The following is a 22,515-nucleotide window of genomic DNA, read 5'->3' as shown; positions in this document are numbered from 1 at the left end:
GATCGGAAATCCCCCCGTGTGCACGTCTGTTCGCAGAATGCGAGTGCGAATACTGTGTCATGGGAGGCCGCAGCCGATCAACGCGGCCTCCCCTCGCCGGCCGGGGCCCGGGCCTACGACACCAGCCCCCGGCCCTCCAGTTCGGTGAGGCGCACGGTGCACAGGCCGCCGCGCTCGGTCTTCACGTCCGTCACCTTCAGCTGGGTGCCCGGGGTGAGGATGTACTCCTCCTCGCCCGTGAACGCGGAGAACCGCCGGATCCCCACCGCACGCGCCGGCGTCACCTCGAACAGGGTCCGCCGGCCGCGGCTCCCGAGGAAGGCCCGGGCCACGCTCGGCTCGGACGTGCACGACGAGACGCCCCACCACGTCACCGTGCGCCCCAGCGGGTACTGCGACCGCAGGTCGAGTGCCACACCGCGCCACAGCGGCCGCGTCTGCGGCGGCAGCTCGGCGACGGCCGAGAACAGCAGGCGCAGGTACGGCAGGTACGGCACGAGGCGCTCCCGGTCCGGCGACCGCAGCACGGCGTTGATCTCGCGGTAGAACGCCGACTCGCACGTGTACAGGTACAGCGCCGAGATCGCGTCGGCGGACAGACCGCCCGCGGCCCCCGCCTCCGCCGCCTTCGCCTCCGCGAACCGGCTCGACCGCTCCACGTACCGGTCCAGGTTCGCGAGCACCCGCGTCACCGGCTCGACGGCCTTCCGGAAGTCCATCACCGGCGTGTCGAACACCCCGGTGATCGGAGGCAGGACGAGCCCCTCGTCCTTGACGCTCGTCAGCCGCTCCAGATAGAGCTGGTGCAGCTCCATCGTCGACGCGATGAACGCGCCCATGCGCTCCGCGACACCACCGCCGCCGGACCCGCCGGCCCCGGCCGGGGCCTGGTCCCAGCCCCTGGACGGCAGCCAGTCGACCGGCTCGGCCCCCACCGCCGCCAGGGCGCCGTTCACCTGGGCGAAGTGGTCCCCCTCGCAGAAGACGTCCCCCTGCGCCGCCGGATTCACGTGGTCCAGGTGCCGGACCTCGACCCCCGGGTACTTCTTCTCCAGCCGCTGGACCACCCGCTTCAGGCTCCGGGCGTGCGCGCCCCACCAGGCGAACACCACCCCGCGGTCCTCCTCCGCGGCGTCCTGCTTCGCCCGGAGGATCTCCTCGACGATCTGCTCGGCCACGGGCCGCCAGAAGGACGTGTGCTGCTCGGTCGGCACGGCCCCGTCCGCGCTCGCCGTGAGGGACGCGTTCAGCAGCAGCACGCCCTGGGTGAGCATCGCCTGGAACCACTCCGGCGGCTGAACCGTGTCCTCCTTCTTCAACAGCGCCCGGACGTCGGCGATCGGCGTCTTCTTGGCGATGCCGTACTTCCACATCGCAGCCGCCTTGATGAGGCAGCGGATGCTGACCACCCGGCCGAACTGGCTGTCCTTCCAGTCGTGGAAGGTGTTGTCGAACATCGCGATGCCGGTCGCGCTCTCCGCCCGCGGGTACGGGTTCTGCCCGAAGGCGACCACCTTCCACTTGTGCGGCGGATGCGGCTTCAGCGCCTGGAACGTCAGCTCCCGCACCGGAACCACCTCCGGGCTCCGCTTCGGCCCGATGAAGGAGGCGGCCCCCGGCTGCGCCTCGATCACCGGCGCGAGCAGCGGCAGCCACGGCTCACCGCCGCCCGTGAACAGCTCGGCCAGCCCCAACGGATCCGAAGCCGCGGCGGAGGACGTCCCGGCCGGCCCCGACGGCTCCGGTGCCGCGACGGCCGGAGTCTCGGCCGGCTCCGGTGCCGCGGCGGCGGCCGGCTGCTCCGGCACCTTGATCCGCACCCGCTGCGCCGGGCCCGCGCCCTCGATGTCGGCGAGCTGTCCGAGCACCGCGGCCCGCAACCCGTCGTAGTCCGCGAACCCGTGGTCGTGGAAGAGCGTGTACCCCGTCCACATCAGATTGGCGCACACCTGCGCCGGCACCTGACCCGTCCGCGCGCCCATCCCGACGAGCGCCACCGACCGGATGCTGCCGGGCTTCGCCAGGTTCTGCAGGTGCACCGCCTGGAACGCCGCCGCGCACGCCAGCGCCACGTTCATCGTGTCGCTGACGTTCTGCGAGGACTGCCGCATCGTCGGCGTCGAGATCAGATAGCGCGGCACGGCCGCCCCGGACGGGACGCAGACCGCGCTGCCCACCGGCAGGCTCCCGCCGAACCGCTCGCGGATCGCCCGCTGCACCCGCACCTGGACACCGGCGCCGAGGTGCCGCTTGACGACGGCGTCGACCCCTCCGTCCATCCGCCCCTTCGCGTTGGTGGGGGAGACCCACGCGTCGACGTCCACGTCGAGAACGGACCCCCGCCGGATCTCGACCTCGGGCGTGTCCGCGAACGCGGACCGCCAGGCCTTCACCACCTCGTCGTTGACGTCGACGAGAACGACCTTCAACGCACGCTCGACACCCACGAATTCCCCCTGTCAGGCGATCTTCCGAACGATCTCGAAGCTATCGCGCACCACTGACAACGCCCGTGAGCCGTGTCTCATCGCTCCGGTCCGTCTTGCTATGCAACTCGTTGCATAGCAAGATCGGGCGCATGGCGCTCGACCACGCGATCCTCGTGTCCCTGCTCGAGAAGCCCGGATCCGGCTACGAGCTGGCCCGGCGCTTCGAGCGGTCCATCGGATACTTCTGGACCGCCACCCACCAGCAGATCTACCGCGTGCTCAAGCGCATGGAGAGCGACGGCTGGGTGGACGTCCGGGACGTCCCCCAGCAGGGGCGCCCCGACAAGAAGGAGTACTCCGTCGCGGGGCCCGGACGGGCCGCGCTCTCCACGTGGCTGCACGAACCGATCGAGCCCGAGAGCGTCCGGCACGACCTCGCGGTGAAGATCCGGGGAGCCGCCTTCGACGATCCGGCCGCGCTGATCGGCGAGGTCGAGCGGCACAGACGGGCGCACACCGACCGCCTGGAGCACTACCTCGCGGGCGAGGCGCGCGACTTCCCGGCGAGCGGGACCGGGACCGACGGTCCGCTCGACGCCGAACGGGAGCTCCAGCACGTCGTGTTGCGCGGCGGCATCGCGTACGAGCGGATGATGATCGCCTGGCTCGACGACGTCCTCGCCACGCTCGCCCGGTTCGAAGCCGACCACTGAACCGAGCCGTACCCACCCCTCGATACTTGAAAGGCGGACGTCATGGCCGACCCGCTGCTGTTCAACCCGCACACCTACGATCCCGCCCACTTCGACCCGGAGACCCGCCGGCTGCTGCGCGCCACCGTGGACTGGTTCGAGGCGCGCGGCAAGCGACGGATCATCGAGGACTACCGGACCCGGGCCTGGCTCGGCGACTTCCTCGCCTTCGCCGCGGAGGAAGGGCTCTTCGCGACCTTCCTGACGCCGTCCTCCGCCGCCGGCGAGGACGAGGGCGACAAGCGCTGGGACACCGCCCGCATCGCCGCCCTCAACGAGATCCTCGGTTTCTACGGCCTCGACTACTGGTACGCCTGGCAGGTCACCATCCTCGGCCTCGGCCCGGTCTGGCAGAGCGACAACGCCGCCGCCCGCGCCCGCGCCGCCGAACTCCTCGTCCAGGGCGAGGTGTTCGCCTTCGGTCTCTCCGAGAAGTCCCACGGCGCCGACATCTACTCCACCGACATGCTCCTGGAGCCCGACGGCGCGGGCGGCTTCCGTGCCACCGGCTCCAAGTACTACATCGGCAACGGCAACGCCGCCGGGCTCGTCTCCGTCTTCGGCCGCCGCACCGACGTCGAGGGCCCCGACGGCTACGTCTTCTTCGCCGCCGACAGCCGCCACCCGGCGTACCACCTCGTCAAGAACGTCGTCGACTCGTCGAAGTTCGTCAGCGAGTTCCGCCTGGAGGACTACCCCGTCGCCGCCGAGGACGTCCTGCACACCGGGCGCGCCGCCTTCGACGCCGCCCTCAACACCGTCAACGTCGGCAAGTTCAACCTCTGCACCGCCTCCATCGGCATCTGCGAGCACGCGATGTACGAGGCCGTCACCCACGCGCAGAACCGCATCCTGTACGGCCGCCCGGTCACGGCCTTCCCGCACGTGCGGCGCGAACTGACCGACGCGTACGTCCGGCTCGTCGGCATGAAGCTGTTCAGCGACCGCGCCGTCGACTACTTCCGCACCGCCGGTCCCGAGGACCGCCGCTACCTCCTCTTCAACCCGATGACGAAGATGAAGGTGACCACGGAGGGCGAGAAGGTCATCGACCTGATGTGGGACGTGATCGCCGCCAAGGGCTTCGAGAAGGACAACTACTTCGCGGAGGCCGCCGTGGAGATCCGCGGCCTGCCGAAGCTGGAGGGCACGGTCCACGTCAACCTGGCGCTGATCCTGAAGTTCATGCGCAACCACCTCCTCGACCCGGTCGCGTACGAGCCCGTCCCGACCCGTCTGGACGCGGCCGACGACGCGTTCCTCTTCCGGCAGGGCCCGGCGCGGGGCCTCGGCTCGGTCCGCTTCCACGACTGGCGGCCGGCCTACGAGGCGTACGCCCACGTGTCCAACGTGGCCCGCTTCCGCGAACAGGCCGACGCCCTGTGCGAGTTCGTGCTCAAGGCCGCGCCCGACGAGGAGCAGAGCCGCGACCTCGATCTGCTCCTGGCCGTCGGCCAGCTCTTCGCGCTCGTCGTCCACGGGCAGCTGGTCCTGGAGCAGGCGGCCCTGACCGGTCTCGACGAGGACGTGCTCGACGAGCTGTTCGCCGTCCTCGTCCGTGACTTCTCCGCGCACGCGGTCGAGCTGCACGGCAAGGACTCCGCGACCGAGCAGCAGCAGCTCTGGGCGCTCGGTGCCGTCCGGCGCCCCGTCGTGGACGAGGCGCGGTCGGAGCGCGTGTGGCAGCGCGTCGAGGCGCTGTCGGGCGCGTACGAGATGGCGCCCTGACCGGCCTCCCCGGGTGAGGGGCCGTCAGTTCGGGACCTGACGGCCCTTCTCGTCCACGACGACCGTGCCCCAGTAGCGGTCCCACGTGTCGCCGACGTGCTCGGGCGCCTTGCCCGCCGGGTAGCGGACGTAACCCTCCGGCGGCTCCTGGCCGTCGGCCACGCAGTCCTGGCCGTCGGTGTTGCCGACCGCCTTGACCGGGTAGCGGCCGGAGCCGCAGACCCGCTCCTGGCTCGCGCAGCCCATCAGGAGGAGGGCCACCGTCCCCGCGACCGCGAGGCCGGGAAGGACGCGGTGGAGCGCGCGGGGTCGTCGGGTCTGCTGCGTGGTCACTGTCACGGGCCTCTCTCGCTGGTGCACACAGTCTCGGCGAGCCCGAGGTCCCCGTGATGAGTACGCGTACTCAACCGGCCCTGAGCAGGGCGCCGTCCCCGCCGGCCGCCCGCGTCCGGGCGGCGGCCGACGGAGACGGCGGGGGTGCTACGGCTTGGGCAGGGTGCAGCCGGCGCGGTTCAGGTCGATCACGTTGCCGGGACCGACGCAGGGGACGATCGTGTACGTCTCCTGCGCGTAGTTGATGCCCTGGCGGACCGTCACGGCGCCGTTCTCGTCGACCTCGCACGGGTTGTTCACCGTGCAGCTCTGGCCGTCCTCGTTGCCCGTGTTGTTGACGGCGACGACCTTGCCGGTGTTCCGGTCGATGACCGGCGAGCCGGAGGTGCCGCCGATGGTGTTGCAGGTCGAGGTGTAGCGGACCGAGTCCTTCCAGGTCCAGTCGCCCTCCTTGAGGCGGTAGACGAACCCGTCGACGTTGCAGCTGTAGGTCCGCTTCCAGTACCCCGAGACCACCGTGATCGGCGAACCGGCCACCGGGTGCGTGTCGTTGAGGGTGAGGGCGCTGATCCCGTACGTGCTCTGTATCTGCGCGTACGTCTTGGTCAGCTGGTAGATCGAGATGTCCGTGTCGGTCATCGTGCCGTACGCGATCTTGCTCGCGCGCAGGGTGCCGACGCCGGTGCCGGCCGAGTTGAGCAGGGTGAACGAGCGGCTGGAGCGCCGGTCCTTGATGACCTGGCCGGGCCCCGGCATGCCGGTCTCCAGGCAGTGGCCGTTGGAGAGGACGAGCGCGGGGTCGCTCGGCAGGGAGCTCGGGGTGCGGACGACGGAGCCGGAGCAGTTGCTGAGCGCGACCGTTCCCGCGAAGTCGACGGCGGTCACGGCCTGGGTCCGGGGTGCGGAGGCCGGGGCCGGGGCCTGTGCGGCCGTCTCCCGGGGTGCGGAGGCCGCGGCCGGAACCGCTGTCGCGCCTGCCAGGAGCAGGGCGAGCAGGGCGCCGGCGAGAGGCTTCTTCATGTGGGGGTTCCCCTCTGATGGCTGTGCAACCGAAGATCCTTCGGTTGTCATGCACATTCTTTGAAGGGAGAACCCCAACTGGCAAGACCGCGACCCGGGTTGGGGCGAAACGCGTCAGGGCCGCTTCGGAACGGTCCGAAGCGGCCCCGGGGTCTTCGCGGGGATCAGGCGGCCGGCGGCCCCGCGGCGGAAGCCTCCCCGCCCGGGAGGTGCGCGCCGGGGGAGAAGAGGATCTTCACGGCGCCGTCGCGCTTGGCCTGGAACATGTCGTACGCCTCGGGCGCCGCGTCCAGGGGCAGCCGGTGCGTGGCGAAGTCGTCCACGCCCAGGGGATCGTCGTCGGTGAGCAGGGGGAGCAGATCGTCGACCCACCGCAGCACGTTGGCCTGGCCCATGCGGAGCTTGAGCTGCTTGTCGAACATGACGAGCAACGGCATCGGGTCCGCCGCGCCCCCGTACACCCCGGCGAGCGACACGGTCCCGCCGCGGCTCACCAGCTCGACCGCCAGGTGGAGCGCGGACAGACGGTCCACGCCGAAGCGGCGCATCATGCGCCGGGCGAGCCCGTCCGGGAGCAGGGAGACCATCGTGTGCAGCCCCTTGGCGACCGGGGCGCCGTGCGCCTCCATGCCGACCGCGTCGATCACCGCGTCGGGGCCCCGCCCGTCCGTGAGGTCCCGCACCCGGTCGATCAGATCGTCGTCGGACGGGTCCAGGACCCGCACCCCGCGGGCCGCCGCGCGGTCCCGCCGCTCGACCACGGGATCGACGCCGACGACGAGGCCGGCGCCCCGCAGCAGGGCGATCCGCGCGGCCATGTCGCCGATCGGACCGAGGCCCAGGACCGCGACCGAACCGCCCGGCGGGATCTCGGCGTACTCGACGGCCTGCCACGCCGTCGGCAGCACGTCCGAGAGATAGACGAAACGGTCGTCCGGCGGCCCGTCCGGCACCGGGATCGGCAGGGTGTCCCCGAACGGCACGCGCAGGTACTCGGCCTGGGCGCCCGGCACCTGCCCGTACAGCTTCGTGTAGCCGAACAGAGCGGCGCCCGTGTCGTACGCGTGCACCTGCGTGGTCTCGCACTGGGAGTGCAGCCCCCGCGAGCACATCGCGCAGGTGCCGCAGGACACGTTGAACGGCACCACGACCCGCGCGCCAGGCCGCAGCCGCCGCACGTCCGCACCCACCTCCTCCACCACGCCCATCGGCTCGTGCCCGAGGACGTCGCCGGCGTCGAGGAACGGTCCGAGGACCTCGTACAGATGCAGGTCGGAGCCGCACAGCCCGCTCGACGTGATCCGAACGATCACGTCCGTGGGCTTCTGCAGCACGGGGTCCGGCACCTGCTCCACCGAGACCTTCCGCCGACCCTGCCACGTGACGGCCTTCATGGCGGCCACCTTCCCGTCCGTCCGGGACGACGGACGCTCCCCCGTCCCGGAAGCTCGGCGATGTCGCTGCGGCGGCTACCCGGGGCGGGCCGCGCTACTCGCCCGGCGTCCCGGCGGACCATCTCAGCCCGACACCGCCGGACCGAGGACGAAGAGGCCCTCCGTGCCCGTGAGCTCCAGCAACCGCACCAGCTGATGGCTGGGCGCCGCGAGCCTGAGCGTGTGCCCCGAGACCCACGCCCGCTCCCTCGCGGCCAGCAGCGCGTTGAGCCCCGCGGAGTCGCAGAACGACGAGTTCCGGAGGTCGACGACGACCTCGGAGCCGGGGGGCGTCCCCTCGATGGCCTCCATGAGCACGGTGCGCAGCTCCTCCGCGCTGTTGAGGTCCATGTCCCCGATCACACGGACCACGTACGGATCGTCACGGACTGCCATCACAAGCCTCCTCGTACGTCCGGCACCTGCCCGGCACGGCCCGCTTCACGCCTGCCGCGGCCGACCGCGTGGGAGCCCCGCCCCCGCGCGACTCGTACGTATCGGCGAGTGGATCACCCGTCCGTGAGTTCCGCCGCTCCGCCCGCCGGCCGGCCGTCACGCTGGGAGCGAAGGACGACAGGGGACGGGGGAGTGGATGTGACGCGAGAATCGGGATCCCGTGGGGGTCTGGACGAGCGGGCGGTGTTACTGGCGGCGGGGCTCGCTGATCTGGCGGCGAGCACCATCGGCTCGGGCCTCGGGCTCGTACGGGGGCTGCTGAGGCGGTCGGACACCGCGGAGATGGCGGCCGAGGCCGAGCGGGACCTGGAGGCGCGCGGCCGTCTGGTGCTCGACCGGTACGTGTCCCCACCGCCGGCGCACCTGGAGGTTCTCGCCCGGCACGTGCTGGCGCGGCGGGCCGGCGATGACGGCTGAGCGCTGGGAGCCGGCCGCGTTCAAGGCGCGCGTCGACGAGGTGCTGCGGAGCCACGTCGCCCTGGAGGCCGAGGAGCTCACGGCGGTCGACCCGGCCCTGAGCCCGGTGGCGGACCAGCTGGAGGCGGCGGTCGCGGACGGGAAGCGGCTGCGGGCCGCGTTCTGCTACTGGGGTTGGCGCGCGGCCGGACAGCCCGACAGCGACGCGCTGGTGCGGGCGGCGGCGTCCATGGAGCTCGTGCACGCGGCCGCCGTCGTGCACGACGACCTGATCGACGACAGCCCGCTGCGGCACGGCCGGCCCACCGCCCACATGGCCCTGCGCGGCGCGGTGGCACACCATCCGCGGCCCGCCGCGGGAGCCCGGTCGCTCGCGATGCTGGTCGGCGACCTGCTCATGTCGCTCGCCGGGCAGCTCTTCGTCACCAGCGGCCTGCCCGCCGCCTATCTCGGCCGGGCCCGGCCGCTCTGGGCGGCGCTCGCCCGGGACCTCGTCGCGGGGGAGTCCCTGGAGATCCTGCGCACGGGCGCCGCCCCGGACACGGCGGCCTCGCTGAAGGTGATCCGCCACAAGACCGCCAAGTACACCGTCGAGCAGCCCCTGCTGATCGGCGGCGCCCTGGCCGGGGCGGGCGGCCGCCTGCGCGAGGGCTGTTCCGCGTACGGGGTGCCGCTGGGCGAGGCGTTCCAGCTGAGGGACGACCTGCTCGGCCTGTTCGGCGACCCCGGGGCCACCGGCAAGGCCGCCGCCGACGACGTACGCGGACACCGGCCCACGACCCTGCTCGCCGAGACCTGGCGGCTCGCCGGCGCCGAGGAACGCGGACGGCTGCGCGAGCTGCTCGGCCGGCGCGAACCCGACGGGGAGGCCCTGGAGGCCGTACGCGAGGTGATGCGGCGGCTGAAGGCGCCCGACCGGGTCGAGGCCATGATCACCGAGCGGGTCGAGGAGGCCCTCCGCGCCCTCGACGAGCTGAACCTGCCCGCGGTCCCCGCCGCCGCCCTCACCGCCCTGGCGCACTCGGCCGCGGTCCGCCGTTCCTGACGCAGAACAAGGAGCCCTGCCCATGACCCCCACCGAGGCGTCCATGGACGCCCTGCGGCACACCGGCGACGAACTCGCCGACGCCACGGTCGCCACCCTCTTCGAACGCGGGGAGGTCGGCACCTTCAACACCCTCATGCGGTACGTCTCCACCGCCGGCTCCCCCCTGCCGGACGGGCTGCCCGAGGTCGCCCGGGAGTACCTCCACGCCACGAGCGCCCCGCCGTCCTGGGTGGACTGGGGGGAGATGGAGAAGGCCCGGCTGTTCTTCATCGACAACAACGTGCACATCTCGACCGCGCTCTCCTTCGCCTCCATGCCCGCCTGCTACCTCGTCCCGCACGTGGCGAAGCTGCTGTCGGCGACGCACGGTCTGAAGTACCCCTCCAAGCGGATGGCGGAGACCGGCCAGTTCACCGTGTACCTCATGCGGCCCGACGCCTTCGAGGCCGGCGGCCGCTTCGTCCCGGCCGCGCAGAAGGTCCGCCTGCTGCACGCCTCCATCCGCCACCACCTCCGGCGCGAGAACCGCTGGGATATCGAGGCGGCGGGGGTGCCGATCTGTCAGGAGGACATGATCGGCGGGCAGATGTTCTTCTCGATGCTCGTCCTCGACAGCCTGCACCGCCTCGGCATCCACATGTCCTCCGAGGGGGCCGACGCCTACTACTACGCCTGGCGCGTGGTCGGCGCGATGCTGGGCGTCGACCAGGCCGCCGTCCCGAAGACCCTCGACGAGGCCCGCCGCTTCCTCGACCTGTACATGATCCGCCACATGGGACCGTCCCCCGAGGGCGTCCACCTGACCCGGCAGCTCATCGACCTCTACGAGGAGGTCGTCCCCGGCACCTTCTTCGACCCGATCGTCTCCGCGCTCATCCGCCACCTCGTCGGCGACACCTGCGGCGACTGGCTGGAGGTGCCCCGCACGCCCTGGGACACCGTCGTCAAGGCCGTCCCCCACCTCCTCGGCGTCCTGGAGACCATCGAGGACCGCTCCCCGCTCGGCGCCTGGGCCCTGGACCGCCTCGGCCACCTCACCACCGTCCTCGAACTGTCCTCCCTCACCCGCGGCCGCGTCATGCACTACGCCATCCCCGAACACCTCAAGAAGGACTACGGCCTCCCGACGGGACCGCCGCGCACCCGCCGCTGGACCCCGCCGGCCGCCACGGTCTCCCCGTGACGCCCGCCCCGCTGACCACCGGAAACACGGGTGAAGAGCACCCCGGAGGCCTGGTAGATTGTTCTCTGTCGCCACGGGGAAACCCCGGAACGACAATCACCCGTCCGGGTGGCGGAATGGCAGACGCGCTAGCTTGAGGTGCTAGTGCCCTTTATCGGGCGTGGGGGTTCAAGTCCCCCCTCGGACACAAGAAGAGCACCACGTGGTGGTCGGGAACGCTCCCGGCCACCACGTGGTGTTTCCGTGCGTCGTCACATGGCACCGGGGGTGGCCGATGAGTCCGGGTGGTCCGCGCCGAACGGCGGTCGGGGTCCTGGTGGTGCTGAGCCTGGTCGGCGGCTGCGGCGACGTGACCGGGTCGCGGACCGGTACGGCCCCGCGGCAACAGCGGCAGTCCCCGGAGGCGGAGGTCAGGACGGACCGGGAACCGGTGGAGAAGCGGTTCCCGCAGTTCGGGAGGTTCACCGGCGTCGAATGGGCCGCGACCCCCCTCGGGCAGGCGGACTCCCGGGTGCCCGGACCCACCGACGTCCGGCTCTCCGGGGTGGCGACCCTCGCGAGGGCGGACGTCCAGCGGCTCCTGAAGGAGTACGACTGGGTGCCGGCCGGGCAGCCGCCGGCCGTCCTGGGAAGCATCGCGTCCGAGGTGCCCGAGGGCGCGGCGTGGCGGACGAGCGGGGAGTTCACCTCCGAGGTCACCCGTGACGTCTACACCGGATCGTTCCATCTGGATCCCGAAGCAGGGGTCATGGTCTTCGACGCGGTCAATCCGACGGCCGCACAGGGCTCCTGAAAGCGGCGGGCCCGCCGCTTCCCCGCACGTGCTCCACCCGGTGTCCACCCGCCGGCGAAAAATGCTTGGACCGCGCGAGCACCCGCACGGGAGACTCCTTTTGCTCACCTTCGGTACGACAGCACAGGGTTGGGTATGGGATCACCTGAATCGCACGAAGGTCTGCCGAACAAAGGCTCGGTACTCCTCGCAGTCCGCTTCTACGGACGGGAACTGGTCCGCCTCCGATGGCTGACCGCTCCCGCCCTCCTCCTGCCGGCACTCGGCAACATCGGCATCAACTACATCGCCCCCCTCGTCGTCGCCAAGCTCGTCGGCCACATCGCCGGCCACGGCACCGGCGGAGGGATCGGCCCGCTCCTCCCGTACGTCCTCGTCTTCGCCGGCGTCCTGCTGCTCGGAGAGGCCCTGTGGCGCGTCGGGCTGCACTGCCTGAACCGCCTCGACGCACGCGGCATCGAGAACCTGTACGTCATCGGCATGGACGAACTGTTCGCCAAGGACGCCGCGTTCTTCCACGACAACTTCGCCGGATCGCTGACCAAACGGGTCCTCAGCTTCGCCTCCCGCTTCGAGGAGTGCGTCGACACCCTGACCTTCTCGGTCATGGGCAGCTTCGTGCCGCTCGTCTTCGCCTCGGTGGTGCTCTGGCAGTACGACCCGCTGCTCGTGGTCGGACTCCTGCTCCTCATCGCCGTCACGGGCGTCGGCGTGGCACCGCTCATCCGGCGCCGGCAGGCGCTCGTCGCCCAGCGCGAACAGGCGATCGCCCGGGTCTCGGGCCACGTCGCCGACAGCCTGACCAACATGGACACGGTCCGGTCCTTCGGCGCCGAGCGGCGCGAGGCCGCCGAGCACCGCTCCCGCGTCGCGGAGTCCCGGCGGCTCACCCTGCGCTCCTGGGACTACGGCAACCTGCGCATCGACACGCTCGTCGCGCCGATGTCCGTCCTGACGAACGTCCTCGGACTCGTCCTCGCCGTGACCCTCGGCGGGGGAGAGCACGGCGTGGAGGCCGTCATCGTCGCCTTCACGTACTACGCCAACGCCACCCGGATCATGTTCGAGTTCAACCAGATCTACCGGCGCCTGGAAAGCTCGATGACGGAGGCCGCGCAGTTCACCGAGCTCCTCCTCGACAAGCCGACCGTCCTCGACCCGGACACCCCGGAACCCCTCCGGCCCGAGGACGCCGAGGTGCGGTTCGAGAAGGTGACCTTCGCCCACGCGGGCGCCGAGCCGCTCTTCGACGGCCTCGACCTGGAGGTGCCCAGCGGCGCGAAGATCGGATTCGTCGGCCGGTCCGGCGGAGGCAAGACCACCCTCACCCGGCTGCTCCTGCGGATGACCGACATCGACGGCGGCCGGATCACCATCGGCGGCCAGGACATCAGCCGGCTCCGGCAGACCGACCTGCGCAGCATGATCGCGTACGTGCCGCAGGACCCCGCCATGTTCCACCGCACCCTGCGGGAGAACATCGCCTTCGCCCGGCCGGAGGCCACCGAGGCCGAGATCCGGCGCGCGGCCGAGGCGGCGCACGTCACGGAGTTCGCGGACGCCCTCCCCGAGGGCTTCGACACCATGGTCGGCGAGCGGGGCGTGAAGCTGTCCGGCGGCCAGCGCCAGCGGGTCGCCCTCGCCCGGGCGATCCTGCGCGACGCCCCGATCCTGCTGCTCGACGAGGCGACCAGCGCCCTGGACTCCGAGAGCGAGATGCTCGTGCAGGACGCGCTGTGGCGGCTCATGGAGGGGCGGACGGCGCTCGTGGTGGCCCACCGGCTGAGCACGGTGGCCACGATGGACCGGCTCGTCGTCCTCGATCGCGGACGGATCGTCGAGCAGGGCACGCACCAGGAGCTGCTCACCGCCGAGGGCGCCTACGCGAAGCTGTGGCAGCACCAGTCGGGCGGCTTCATCGACGACGCCCCCGCGGCGGCCGGCCTGCGGTGACGCCGGCCCCTCGGGGGTTGTCCACAGGTTGTCCCGGGCGGGGCCGGGGTGTCGGTGCGGACGGCTAGGCTTCACGAATGGTCCTTTCCGACGCCCCGGCCGCCCCGGCCGCTCCTGACGCCTCCGGCGAGCCCTCCGACGCCGCTCGGGTGCTCCACCGTGTCTTCGGCTACAGCTCCTTCCGCGGGGAGCAGCAGGAGATCATCGAGCAGGTCGTCGGCGGCGGCGACGCGCTCGTCCTGATGCCGACGGGCGGCGGCAAGTCGCTCTGCTACCAGATCCCGGCCCTCGTCAGAGCGGGCACGGGCGTCGTGATCTCGCCCCTCATCGCCCTGATGCAGGACCAGGTGGACGCGCTCAGGGCGCTCGGGGTGCGGGCCGGCTTCCTGAACTCGACACAGGACCCGTACGAGCGGCAGGCCGTCGAGCAGGCGTTCCTCGCGGACGAGCTGGACCTGCTCTACCTGGCCCCCGAGCGGCTCCGCACCGAGGGCACCCAGCGGCTCCTCGACCGGGGCACGGTGTCGCTCTTCGCGATCGACGAGGCGCACTGCGTCGCCCAGTGGGGCCACGACTTCCGGCCCGACTACCTCGCCCTCTCCATGCTCCACGAGCGGTGGCCGAAGGTGCCGAGGATCGCGCTGACGGCGACCGCCACCGAGGCCACCCACGCCGAGATCGCGAAGCGGCTGGGCCTTGAGGACGCCCGGCACTTCGTCGCCGGCTTCGACCGGCCGAACATCCAGTACCGCATCGTCCCGAAGAACAACCCGCTCAAGCAGCTCCTGGAGCTGATCAGGACCGAGCACGAGGGGGACGCGGGCGTCGTCTACTGCCTCTCGCGGGCCTCGGTGGAGAAGACGGCGGCCGCCCTCGTGGAGCACGGCATCGACGCCGTCCCGTACCACGCCGGCATGGACGCCCGGACGCGCGCGGCGAACCAGGCCCGCTTCCTGCGGGAGGACGGGGTCGTCGTGGTGGCGACCATCGCCTTCGGCATGGGCATCGACAAGCCGGACGTGCGCTTCGTGGCCCACCTCGACCTGCCCAAGTCGGTCGAGGGCTACTACCAGGAGACCGGCCGCGCCGGCCGCGACGGGGAGCCGGCCACGGCATGGCTGGCGTACGGCCTCCAGGACGTCGTCCAGCAGCGCAAGCTCATCGACGGCTCCGAGGGCGACGAGACGCACCGCCGCTCCCTGGCCATGCACCTGGACGCCATGCTCGCCCTCTGCGAGACGGTCGACTGCCGCCGCGTGCGGCTCCTCGAGTACTTCGGGCAGACCGGCAAGCCCTGCGGCAACTGCGACACCTGCCTGACGCCGGGGGAGTCCTGGGACGGGACCGTCGCCGCGCAGAAGCTGCTGTCCACCGTGTGGCGGCTGGCGAAGGAACGGCGGCAGAAGTTCGGCGCCGGCCAGATCATCGACATCCTCCAGGGCAAGAGGACGGCCAAGGTCATCCAGTTCGACCACGACCAGCTGTCCGTCTTCGGCGTCGGGTCGGACCTGGGCACCGCCGAGTGGCGCGGGGTCGTCCGCCAGCTCCTCGCGCAGCGGCTGCTCGCGGTGGAGGGCGACTACGGGACGCTCGTGCTCACCGAGGACAGCGGCGAGGTCCTCGGCGGACGCCGCCAGGTCCCGATGCGCAAGGAGAAGGCGGCCGCCCCCGCCCGCAAGGAGTCCGGGTCCCGCTCCGGCAAGGGCGCGCGCGTGCCGGTCGACCTGCCCGCGGCCGCCGTGCCGGTCTTCGAGGCCCTCCGTGCCTGGCGGGCCGCGACGGCGCGCGAGCAGGGCGTGCCGGCGTACGTCGTCTTCCACGACGCGACGCTCCGCGAGATCGCGACCCGTCTGCCCGCCACCGTCGAGGAGCTCGGCACCATCGGCGGCGTCGGCGAGGCCAAGCTCGCCAAGTACGCCGAGGGAGTCCTCGCCGCCCTGGCGCAGTCCGGGGGCGCGGGGGCGGACGGTGCGGGTCCCGACGGGGCCACCGCCTCCTCCGGGGCCGCCGGTCCGGCCGCATCCGCGCCTGCGATCCCGGCGCCTGCCGCCGCGGCGGCGTCCGGTGCCGCCCCGGCCGCATCCGTGCCGTCGGCGCGCAGGGCTGAGCCGGACGTGCCGCCGTCCTACGACGAGGAGCCGCCGTGGGACGAGGACGAGCTCGAACCCCCGTGGGACGAGGACGAGTAGCCCGGGGCACCCCGGTCGCCGGAGGCCGGGTCGGAGACGTCCGACCCGGCCTCCGGCCGTTTCCGCTCACTCGGGCTGCGGCGTGAGGCGGCGCAGCCCCCGGCGGTCGTAGTAGTGGGTCATGGCGAAGCCGAACGCCAGGGCCCCCGCCGCGCCGACCGCGATCATGATCCAGCCGCGGGCGAGCCCCGCGTCGGCTTGGGCGTCGAAGTACAGGATGGACCGGACGCCCGCGCTGAGCTGGTGCATCGGCTCGAAGACGCCCAGGAAGCGGTAGAACGCGGGGGTGGCCTCCAGGGGGACGGTCGCCCCGGAGGAGGGGAGGGCCAGCGCGATGAAGACGAACATGGACACGAGCTGGCCGATGCCGCCGAAGGCCGCGTTGATGGCCTGGACGCCCAGGCCGACGGCGACCGTCGCGCAGTAGGAGAAGAGCCACAGCATCGGCAGGTGGTCGGCGTCCATGTCCAGGATTCCGATGGTGGCGACCATGACGAGCGTGGTGGTCAGGAGCGAGATCCCGGCGGTCATCAGCATCTTCAGGACGAGCGTCTGGGTGCGGCTGACGGGAACGGTCGGACGGCGGGTGTGCCAGGGCCCGATCTCGCTGTCGGCGTAGCCGAGCGCGGTGTCGACGCCGCTGTGGATCATGTTGCCGCCGATGAAGCCGCCCAGGACGAGCAGCAGCGTGTAGTAGAAGGCGGTCAGGCCCAGGCCGCTGTGCCGGCCGATCGGATGGCCGACGCGGGTGACGACCGCGACGGGGTCGGACAGGAGCACCTTCGTGGTCGGCACGGCGGAGGCGGCCGAGAGCTGTCTGCCGATGGTCAGCGAGGCCTGGTGGGCCGCGTTCTGGTTGATCTGGGATGCCAGGGACGAGCCCAGGCTGCCGAGGCCGGGGTTGGTGAGCACGGTCAGTGTCGGACGGGCCGTCGCCCGGTTCGTGGTCAGGGCCGCGACGGACGCGGTGAAGTCCGCCGGGACGACCAGGGCGCCGAAGACCTTGCCGGAGGCCAGCGCGTCCTGGGCGGCGGCGCTGTCGAGGCGGCGCCAGTCGACGGTGGTCTTCGAGGAGCCCACCGAGGCGACCGAGTCGGTGATCTGCTTCCCCAGGTTCTCCCGTTGGCCCGGCAGCGGGCGGCCCTCGTCCTCGTCGACCAGGGCGATGGGCAGCCGGTCCAGGTGGTCGCTCGGGCTGAGGATGCCGCCCATGTAGAGGAGCGACAGCAACAGCGACACCAGGGCGCACAGGACGGTCGGTACGAGCCACAGCTTGGCGTGCCGTACGAGTGCGGAGGCGCGGACCTGGGGGCCGGGGGCCGGGTCCGGTCCGGGGTCCGGGTCCGGGGTGTTCGGGGGGAGCGCGGAGGTCATGGGGCCATCGTCGGCGGACGGAGCCGCGATCCGGGCATTTCGGGCGTCGGTACGGGGCGGCGTGTCGGCTCCCGTACGGGGTGGCGTGTCGGCTCCCGTACGGGGCGGCAGATCGGCTTCCGGGCGGAGCGGGCGCGTCGGCGTACCGCCGGTCCCGCTCCGATTGCGGAGCGGTCGGCGTCAGGTTTGAGTGGGGAAGACCCTCTTTCGCCCCTTCAGGAGCTGCCATGTCGATGGCGTTCGGTTCACCCTTCGGTTCGTCGGATCCGTTCAGCGACCTGTTCAACCGGTTCTTCGGCATGTCGCCGGCCTCGTCGCCCCCGGCGGTGCAGCGCGTGCCCATCGGACGGCTGCTGACCGAGTCCTCCCACGAACTGCTGAACACGGCCGCGCGCAAGGCCGGCGAGGACGGCAGCTCCGACCTCGACACCGAACACCTCCTGTGGGCGGCGACCCAGGTCGAGCCGACCCGCCGGCTCCTCTCCCAGGGCGGGGTCAACCCCGACAAGCTCGCCGACCGGCTCGCCGCGGCGGGCCCCGGGGAGTCCGCCGAGCCGTCTGCCGGGCCCGGGATCACCCCGGCGGCCAAGCGGACTCTCGCCGCCGCCCACGCCTACTCGCAGGCGGCCGGCCTCTCGTACATCGGCCCCGAGCACATCCTCAGCGCCCTCCTGCACGACGCCGACTCCGGGGCCTCCCGCTTCCTGCGGCCCGAGGACGTGGACGTGAAGAAGCTGCGCGGCCTCACCGACCGGGCGGCCCGGCCCGCCCGCCCGGAGCAGGGCGCCCCCGCCGCCGCGAAGCAGCCGGCCACGACCCTCGACGAGTACGGCCGGGACCTGACGGAGGAGGCCAGGGCGGGGAAGCTCGACCCCGTCGTCGGCCGGGCCGACGAGATCGAGCAGACCGTCGAGATCCTCTCCCGCCGCTCCAAGAACAACCCCGTGCTCATCGGCGAGCCCGGCGTCGGCAAGACCGCCATCGTGGAGGGCCTCGCGCAGCGCATCGTCGCGGACGAGGTCCCCGACACCCTGAAGGGCAAGCGGGTCGTCTCCCTGGACCTGTCCGGCATGGTGGCCGGAGCGCAGTACCGGGGACAGTTCGAGGAACGCCTCAAGAAGGTCATCGAGGACGTCCAGGAGGCGAGCGGCGACATCATCCTCTTCATCGACGAACTGCACACCGTCGTCGGCGCCGGCGCCACCGGCGAGGGCTCGATGGACGCGGGCAACATGCTCAAACCCGCCCTCGCACGCGGCGAACTGCACGTCGTGGGCGCCACCACCATCGACGAGTACCGCAAGCACATCGAGAAGGACGCCGCCCTCGAACGCCGCTTCCAGCCCGTCCTGATCCCGGAGCCCACCGTCGAGGAGACCGTGCAGATCCTCGAAGGACTCCGGGACGCCTACGAGGCCCACCACCAGGTCCGCTTCGCCGACGGCGCCCTCGCCGCGGCGGCCGAGCTCTCCGACCGCTACATCAGCGACCGCTTCCTGCCCGACAAGGCCATCGACCTGATGGACCAGGCCGGCGCGAGGGTACGGCTCCGCAGCGGCGGCCGCTCCACCGAGGTCGTCAGCCGCGAGGACGAGCTCGCCAAACTGGGGCGCGAGAAGGACCAGGCCGTCGCCCGCGAGGACTTCGAGAAGGCCAAGGAGCTCAAGGAGCAGATGGCCGAGATCGAGGGCGAGCTCGCCGGCATCGAGGAGCGCCGCGAGGGCGTCGTCTCGGTCACGGCCTCCGACATCGCCGACATCGTCTCCCGCCGCACCGGCATCCCCGTCTCGCAGCTCACCGCCAGCGAGAAGGAGAAGCTCCTCAAACTGGAGGAGGAGATGCACGCCCGGATCGTCGGCCAGGACGAGGCGGTCACCGCCGTCTCCGAGGCCGTGCGCCGCAACCGGGCCGGCATGGGCGACCCGAACCGGCCCGTCGGCTCCTTCCTCTTCCTCGGCCCCACCGGCGTCGGCAAGACCGAACTCGCCAAGACCCTCGCCGAGCTGCTCTTCGGCGCCGAGGACCGCATGATCCGCTTCGACATGAGCGAGTTCCAGGAGAAGCACACCGTCGCCCGGCTCGTCGGCGCGCCCCCCGGATACGTCGGCTACGAGGAGGCCGGCCAGCTCACCGAGAAGGTCCGCCGCCAGCCGTACAGCGTCGTGCTCTTCGACGAGGTCGAGAAGGGGCACCCCGACGTCTTCAACACGCTGCTCCAGATCCTCGACGACGGGCGCCTCACGGACGGACAGGGCCGCACGGTCGACTTCCGCCACTGCGTCGTCATCATGACGTCCAACATCGGCGCCCACCGCATCCTCGCCCACGAGGGCGACGCCGCCGAGCTCAAGGACGAGCTGATGGAGGACCTGCGGGGCCGCTTCCTGCCCGAATTCCTCAACCGCATCGACGACATCATCGTTTTCCACAGCCTCACCGAGAAGGACCTGTCGGAGATCCTCGACCACCTCCTCGACCGGAGCAGGCACCGCGTCCACGCCCAGGGCCTGACCCTGGAGGTCACCGAGGCGGCGAAGAAGCTGCTCGTCGCCCACGGCTACCAGCCGGCCTTCGGCGCCCGGCCGCTGCGCCGCACGATCCAGGCGGAGCTCGACAACCGGATCGCCACCCTCCTCCTCGGCGGCGAGGCGGACCCCGGCGACACGATCGTCGCGGACGTCGTCGACGACTCGCTGCACTGCACGGTCCGCAAGCACGAGGAGGCCGGGAGCACCGCGGTGGCCTGACGGCCGCCGCGCGAGAGCCGGGTACGGGGCCGTCCCGAGCGGCCCCGTACCCCCGTCTCACCTCGGTACGGAGTCCCCCGGGAGGCGGTCGAGCGTGCCTCCTCCTGGACTGGCCGGCCCGCCGGGGGTGACCGGACGTCAGGAAGTCGGCTCGATCGTCACCTTGAGGTGCTTCATGATCGGCTGGTCGCTCTGGGTGCTGTAGTCGTCCAGGGCGCACAGCACGTTCATCTCGGGCATGTAGCCGGCCGCGCAGCCGCGCGGGATGTCGTACGGGACGGCGAGGTAGCCGTTCAGATGCCGCCGGCTGCCGTCCCTGGCGGTGCTCGTGATGTCGACGGGGGCCATGTCGGCGATTCCGCGTTCCCGCATGTCGGACCGGTTCATGAAGACGAGGGTGCGGAGGTTCCTGATGCCGCGGTAGCGGTCGTTGTCGGAGTAGATGGTGGTGTTCCACTGGTCGTGGGAGCGCATGGTGCCCAGGGCCAGGGTGCCGGGTTCCGGAACGACGTCCGGCAGGGGCGGGCTCGCGAACTCGGCCTTGCCGGACGGCGTGAGGAAGACCAGCTCGCGGGCGGGCTGCTTGATGCGGAAGCCGAGGGGGAGCCGTACGCGCCGGTTGAAGTCCTCGAAGCCGTCGAGGGCCTTCGCCATGGTGTCCCGGATGCGGTCGTAGTCCTCGACGTACCACTCCCACGGCGTGGCACTGTCGGGCAGTGCGGCGCGCGCCATGCCCGCGATGACGGCCGGCTCGGAGAGCAGGTGCGGCGAGGCGGGCCGCTTCATGCCGATCGACATGTGGACCATGCTCATCGAGTCCTCGACCGAGGTGCTCTGGATCCCCTTGCGCTGGTGGTCCTTCTCGGTCCGGCCGAGGCAGGGCAGGATGAGGGCCCGGCGGCCGTGCACGACGTGGCTGCGGTTCAGCTTGGTGCTGACCTGGACGGTGAGCTCGCACCTGCGCAACGCCTCGTAGGTGTACGGGGTGTCGGGGGCGGCGAGCGCGAAGTTGCCGCCCATGCCGACGAACACCTTCACGTCGCCGTCGTGCATCGCCTTGATGGTGCCGACGGTGTCCAGACCGTGCTCCCGGGGCGGCTCGATCGCGCAGACCTCGGCGAGCCGGTCCAAGAACTCCTCGCTCGGGTGGTGGTCGATGCCGCAGGTGCGGTTGCCCTGGACGTTGCTGTGGCCGCGCACCGGGGAAGGGCCCGCGCCCTCCCGGCCCAGGTTGCCGCGCAGCAGCAGCAGGTTGACGATCTCCCGCACGGTGTCGACGCCGTGCTCGTGCTGGGTGACGCCCAGACACCAGCTGATGATCGAACGGTCGGCCTCGCGGTAGACCCGCGCCGCCTTGAGGACGTCCTCGCGGCTCAGACCGGACTGCGTCTCGATCTCCTCCCACGGGGTCGCCTCGCACGCCGCCCTGTACTCCTCGAAGCCGGTCGTGTGCCGTTCGACGAACTCGCGGTCCAGCGCCTTGGGATCGGTCACCGACTGCTCCAGGATCGCCTTGGCCATCCCGCGGACGAGTGCCATGTCGCCGCCGATGCGGACCTGGAGGTTGAGCGTGGACGTCTTCGTGGCGTGGAAGGTCGCCATGTCCTTGACGTCGTGCGGGATGATCGCCCGCCTGGCGGCGGCCTCGACGAGCGGGTTGACGTGCACGATCTGCGCGCCCCGGGCGTGGGCCCCGGTGAGGGCGGTGAGCATGCGGGGGGCGTTGGAGGCGGCGTTGACGCCCAGGATGAACAGCGCGTCGGCGGTCTCCCAGTCCGCCAGGTCGACGGTCCCCTTGCCGGTGCCGAGGGAGGCCTGCATGGCCCGGCCGCTGGCCTCGTGGCACATGTTCGAGCAGTCGGGAAGGTTGTTGGTGCCCAGCTCGCGGGCCATCAGCTGGTAGAGGAACGTGGCCTCGTTGCCGAGCCGGCCCGAGGTGTAGAACGAGGCCTGGTTCGGGTCCTCCAGCTCGCGCAGGGTGCGGCCGACGAGTGCGAAGGCGTCCTTCCAGCTGATGGGGACGTAGTGGTCCGAGTCGGGGTCGTAGACCATCGGCTCGGTCAGCCGGCCCTGGTTCTCCAGGTCGTAGTCCGTCCATCCCGCCAGCTCGGTCACCGAGTGGGCGGCGAAGAACTCGCGCCCGACCCGCTTGCGGGTCATCTCCCAGGTGACGTGCTTGATGCCGTTCTCACAGATGTCCAGGTGCAGGCCCTTGGTGTCGTCCGGCCAGGCGCACCCGGGGCAGTCGAAGCCCGTGTTCTCGTGGTTCATCTTCATGATCGCGCGCGGGCCGTCCATCGGGAGGGCGCCCTCGCGCGCCATGAACCGGGTCACGCTCTTCGCCGCGCCCCAGCCCGCCGCCGGATGGTGGTACGGACGGAACGCGGGCTCGCCCTCGGGTTCCGGGCCCACCCGGTGCTCCAGGGGTGCTCGCTCGTCCGGGGCGGTGCTCTCGTCCTGGTCGGTGCTCAAGGCGCTTCACCCTCTCGCCCTGCGGACGCATGGGCACGGTGGGACGGAAGGACCCCTTCGGGCAGGCTAAGCCCGCCGCCCGGCGTCGGCCACCTCGCGGCATCCGGTGCTCCGGCGCCCGCCCCCGACGGGCCGCCCGCCGGGCTGCGTACCGGATCATGCGCACCTACGCTGGCGCTGTCCCTTTC

At 71.7% G+C, this 22,515-nt stretch carries 16 protein-coding genes and 1 tRNA gene; 10 read left to right on the top strand and 7 right to left on the bottom strand.

Going from position 1 to position 22,515, the window contains the following annotated elements; all coding sequences use genetic code 11:
- Positions 1 to 113: 113 nt before the first annotated feature.
- Positions 114 to 2,447, bottom strand: a complete 2,334-nt coding sequence (locus tag ABZ318_RS01140) for a macro domain-containing protein (protein WP_356900383.1) — start codon at positions 2,445 to 2,447, stop codon at positions 114 to 116.
- A gap of 131 nt (positions 2,448 to 2,578) precedes the next feature.
- Between ABZ318_RS01140 and ABZ318_RS01135 the strand changes: the two genes are divergently transcribed.
- Complete coding sequence (locus ABZ318_RS01135) at positions 2,579 to 3,142, top strand: PadR family transcriptional regulator (protein WP_356900382.1); 564 nt, start codon at positions 2,579 to 2,581, stop codon at positions 3,140 to 3,142.
- 42 nt (positions 3,143 to 3,184) lie between these two features.
- Positions 3,185 to 4,909, top strand: coding sequence for an acyl-CoA dehydrogenase family protein (locus tag ABZ318_RS01130; RefSeq protein WP_356900381.1), 1,725 nt, complete (start codon positions 3,185 to 3,187; stop codon positions 4,907 to 4,909).
- Positions 4,910 to 4,933: 24 nt separating this feature from the next.
- Here the strand turns inward: ABZ318_RS01130 and ABZ318_RS01125 are convergent, their stop codons facing one another.
- The 4 genes from ABZ318_RS01125 to ABZ318_RS01110 all read right to left on the bottom strand — a co-directional run bounded on the left by ABZ318_RS01125 (position 4,934) and on the right by ABZ318_RS01110 (position 8,091).
- Positions 4,934 to 5,248, bottom strand: coding sequence for a hypothetical protein (locus ABZ318_RS01125; RefSeq protein ID WP_356900380.1), 315 nt, complete (start codon positions 5,246 to 5,248; stop codon positions 4,934 to 4,936).
- Between the two features lie 141 nt (positions 5,249 to 5,389).
- Positions 5,390 to 6,262 (bottom strand): serine protease, encoded by an 873-nt coding sequence (locus tag ABZ318_RS01120; protein ID WP_356900379.1) that lies wholly within the window; start codon positions 6,260 to 6,262, stop codon positions 5,390 to 5,392.
- Positions 6,263 to 6,426: 164 nt separating this feature from the next.
- Entirely contained in the window at positions 6,427 to 7,656 is a 1,230-nt protein-coding gene (locus ABZ318_RS01115; RefSeq protein ID WP_356900378.1) for an alcohol dehydrogenase catalytic domain-containing protein, read from the bottom strand.
- A 123-nt stretch (positions 7,657 to 7,779) separates the two neighbouring features.
- Positions 7,780 to 8,091 carry an STAS domain-containing protein gene (locus tag ABZ318_RS01110; protein ID WP_356900377.1) on the bottom strand — a complete coding sequence of 104 codons (312 nt, stop codon included), beginning with the start codon at positions 8,089 to 8,091 and terminating at the stop codon, positions 7,780 to 7,782.
- Positions 8,092 to 8,289: 198 nt separating this feature from the next.
- Between ABZ318_RS01110 and ABZ318_RS01105 the strand changes: the two genes are divergently transcribed.
- The 7 genes from ABZ318_RS01105 to recQ all read left to right on the top strand — a co-directional run bounded on the left by ABZ318_RS01105 (position 8,290) and on the right by recQ (position 15,734).
- Positions 8,290 to 8,568 (top strand): polyprenyl synthetase, encoded by a 279-nt coding sequence (locus ABZ318_RS01105; protein ID WP_356900376.1) that lies wholly within the window; start codon positions 8,290 to 8,292, stop codon positions 8,566 to 8,568.
- Positions 8,558 to 9,613 (top strand): polyprenyl synthetase family protein, encoded by a 1,056-nt coding sequence (locus ABZ318_RS01100; protein WP_356900375.1) that lies wholly within the window; start codon positions 8,558 to 8,560, stop codon positions 9,611 to 9,613. Before ABZ318_RS01105 ends, ABZ318_RS01100 begins: the two co-directional genes overlap by 11 nt.
- Before the next feature lie 22 nt (positions 9,614 to 9,635).
- The gene (locus ABZ318_RS01095) at positions 9,636 to 10,799 is read left to right on the top strand and encodes an oxygenase MpaB family protein (RefSeq protein WP_356900374.1); all 1,164 of its coding nucleotides are present in this window, start codon (positions 9,636 to 9,638) and stop codon (positions 10,797 to 10,799) included.
- 102 nt (positions 10,800 to 10,901) lie between these two features.
- Positions 10,902 to 10,986 (top strand) — tRNA-Leu (locus ABZ318_RS01090).
- A gap of 87 nt (positions 10,987 to 11,073) precedes the next feature.
- Positions 11,074 to 11,592, top strand: coding sequence for a hypothetical protein (locus tag ABZ318_RS01085; RefSeq protein WP_356900373.1), 519 nt, complete (start codon positions 11,074 to 11,076; stop codon positions 11,590 to 11,592).
- A gap of 135 nt (positions 11,593 to 11,727) precedes the next feature.
- Entirely contained in the window at positions 11,728 to 13,545 is a 1,818-nt protein-coding gene (locus ABZ318_RS01080; RefSeq protein ID WP_356900372.1) for an ABC transporter ATP-binding protein, read from the top strand.
- A 77-nt stretch (positions 13,546 to 13,622) separates the two neighbouring features.
- Positions 13,623 to 15,734, top strand: a complete 2,112-nt coding sequence (recQ, locus tag ABZ318_RS01075) for a DNA helicase RecQ (RefSeq protein WP_356900371.1) — start codon at positions 13,623 to 13,625, stop codon at positions 15,732 to 15,734.
- 66 nt (positions 15,735 to 15,800) lie between these two features.
- On the opposite strand, the gene ABZ318_RS01070 is transcribed toward recQ, so the two are convergent.
- A complete protein-coding gene (locus ABZ318_RS01070) occupies positions 15,801 to 17,108 on the bottom strand; it encodes a DUF3533 domain-containing protein (protein ID WP_356900370.1) in 1,308 nt (435 codons plus the stop codon).
- Positions 17,109 to 17,335: 227 nt separating this feature from the next.
- Between ABZ318_RS01070 and ABZ318_RS01065 the strand changes: the two genes are divergently transcribed.
- Positions 17,336 to 19,855: an ATP-dependent Clp protease ATP-binding subunit gene (locus ABZ318_RS01065; protein ID WP_356900369.1), complete on the top strand. Its 2,520-nt coding sequence runs from the start codon at positions 17,336 to 17,338 to the stop codon at positions 19,853 to 19,855.
- 138 nt (positions 19,856 to 19,993) lie between these two features.
- Here the strand turns inward: ABZ318_RS01065 and ABZ318_RS01060 are convergent, their stop codons facing one another.
- Positions 19,994 to 22,327 (bottom strand): FdhF/YdeP family oxidoreductase, encoded by a 2,334-nt coding sequence (locus ABZ318_RS01060; protein WP_356900368.1) that lies wholly within the window; start codon positions 22,325 to 22,327, stop codon positions 19,994 to 19,996.
- Between the last annotated feature and the right edge of the window lie 188 nt (positions 22,328 to 22,515).

The organism is Streptomyces sp. NPDC006197, from assembly GCF_040613865.1.
GTDB lineage: Bacteria > Actinomycetota > Actinomycetes > Streptomycetales > Streptomycetaceae > Streptomyces.
This window is presented reverse-complemented; position numbering and strand designations above follow the sequence as displayed.

Excerpts from the sequence above, each read along its gene's own strand:
- ABZ318_RS01130 (WP_356900381.1), top strand. The coding sequence starts at position 3,185 with ATGGCCGACCCGCTGCTGTTCAACCCGCACACCTACGATCCCGCCCAC.
- ABZ318_RS01110 (WP_356900377.1), bottom strand. The coding sequence starts at position 8,091 with ATGGCAGTCCGTGACGATCCGTACGTGGTCCGTGTGATCGGGGACATG.
- ABZ318_RS01115 (WP_356900378.1), bottom strand. The coding sequence starts at position 7,656 with ATGAAGGCCGTCACGTGGCAGGGTCGGCGGAAGGTCTCGGTGGAGCAG.
- ABZ318_RS01095 (WP_356900374.1), top strand. The coding sequence starts at position 9,636 with ATGACCCCCACCGAGGCGTCCATGGACGCCCTGCGGCACACCGGCGAC.
- recQ (WP_356900371.1), top strand. The coding sequence starts at position 13,623 with ATGGTCCTTTCCGACGCCCCGGCCGCCCCGGCCGCTCCTGACGCCTCC.
- ABZ318_RS01100 (WP_356900375.1), top strand. The coding sequence starts at position 8,558 with ATGACGGCTGAGCGCTGGGAGCCGGCCGCGTTCAAGGCGCGCGTCGAC.
- ABZ318_RS01135 (WP_356900382.1), top strand. The coding sequence starts at position 2,579 with ATGGCGCTCGACCACGCGATCCTCGTGTCCCTGCTCGAGAAGCCCGGA.
- ABZ318_RS01065 (WP_356900369.1), top strand. The coding sequence starts at position 17,336 with ATGTCGATGGCGTTCGGTTCACCCTTCGGTTCGTCGGATCCGTTCAGC.
- ABZ318_RS01085 (WP_356900373.1), top strand. The coding sequence starts at position 11,074 with ATGAGTCCGGGTGGTCCGCGCCGAACGGCGGTCGGGGTCCTGGTGGTG.
- ABZ318_RS01070 (WP_356900370.1), bottom strand. The coding sequence starts at position 17,108 with ATGACCTCCGCGCTCCCCCCGAACACCCCGGACCCGGACCCCGGACCG.
- ABZ318_RS01120 (WP_356900379.1), bottom strand. The coding sequence starts at position 6,262 with ATGAAGAAGCCTCTCGCCGGCGCCCTGCTCGCCCTGCTCCTGGCAGGC.
- ABZ318_RS01080 (WP_356900372.1), top strand. The coding sequence starts at position 11,728 with ATGGGATCACCTGAATCGCACGAAGGTCTGCCGAACAAAGGCTCGGTA.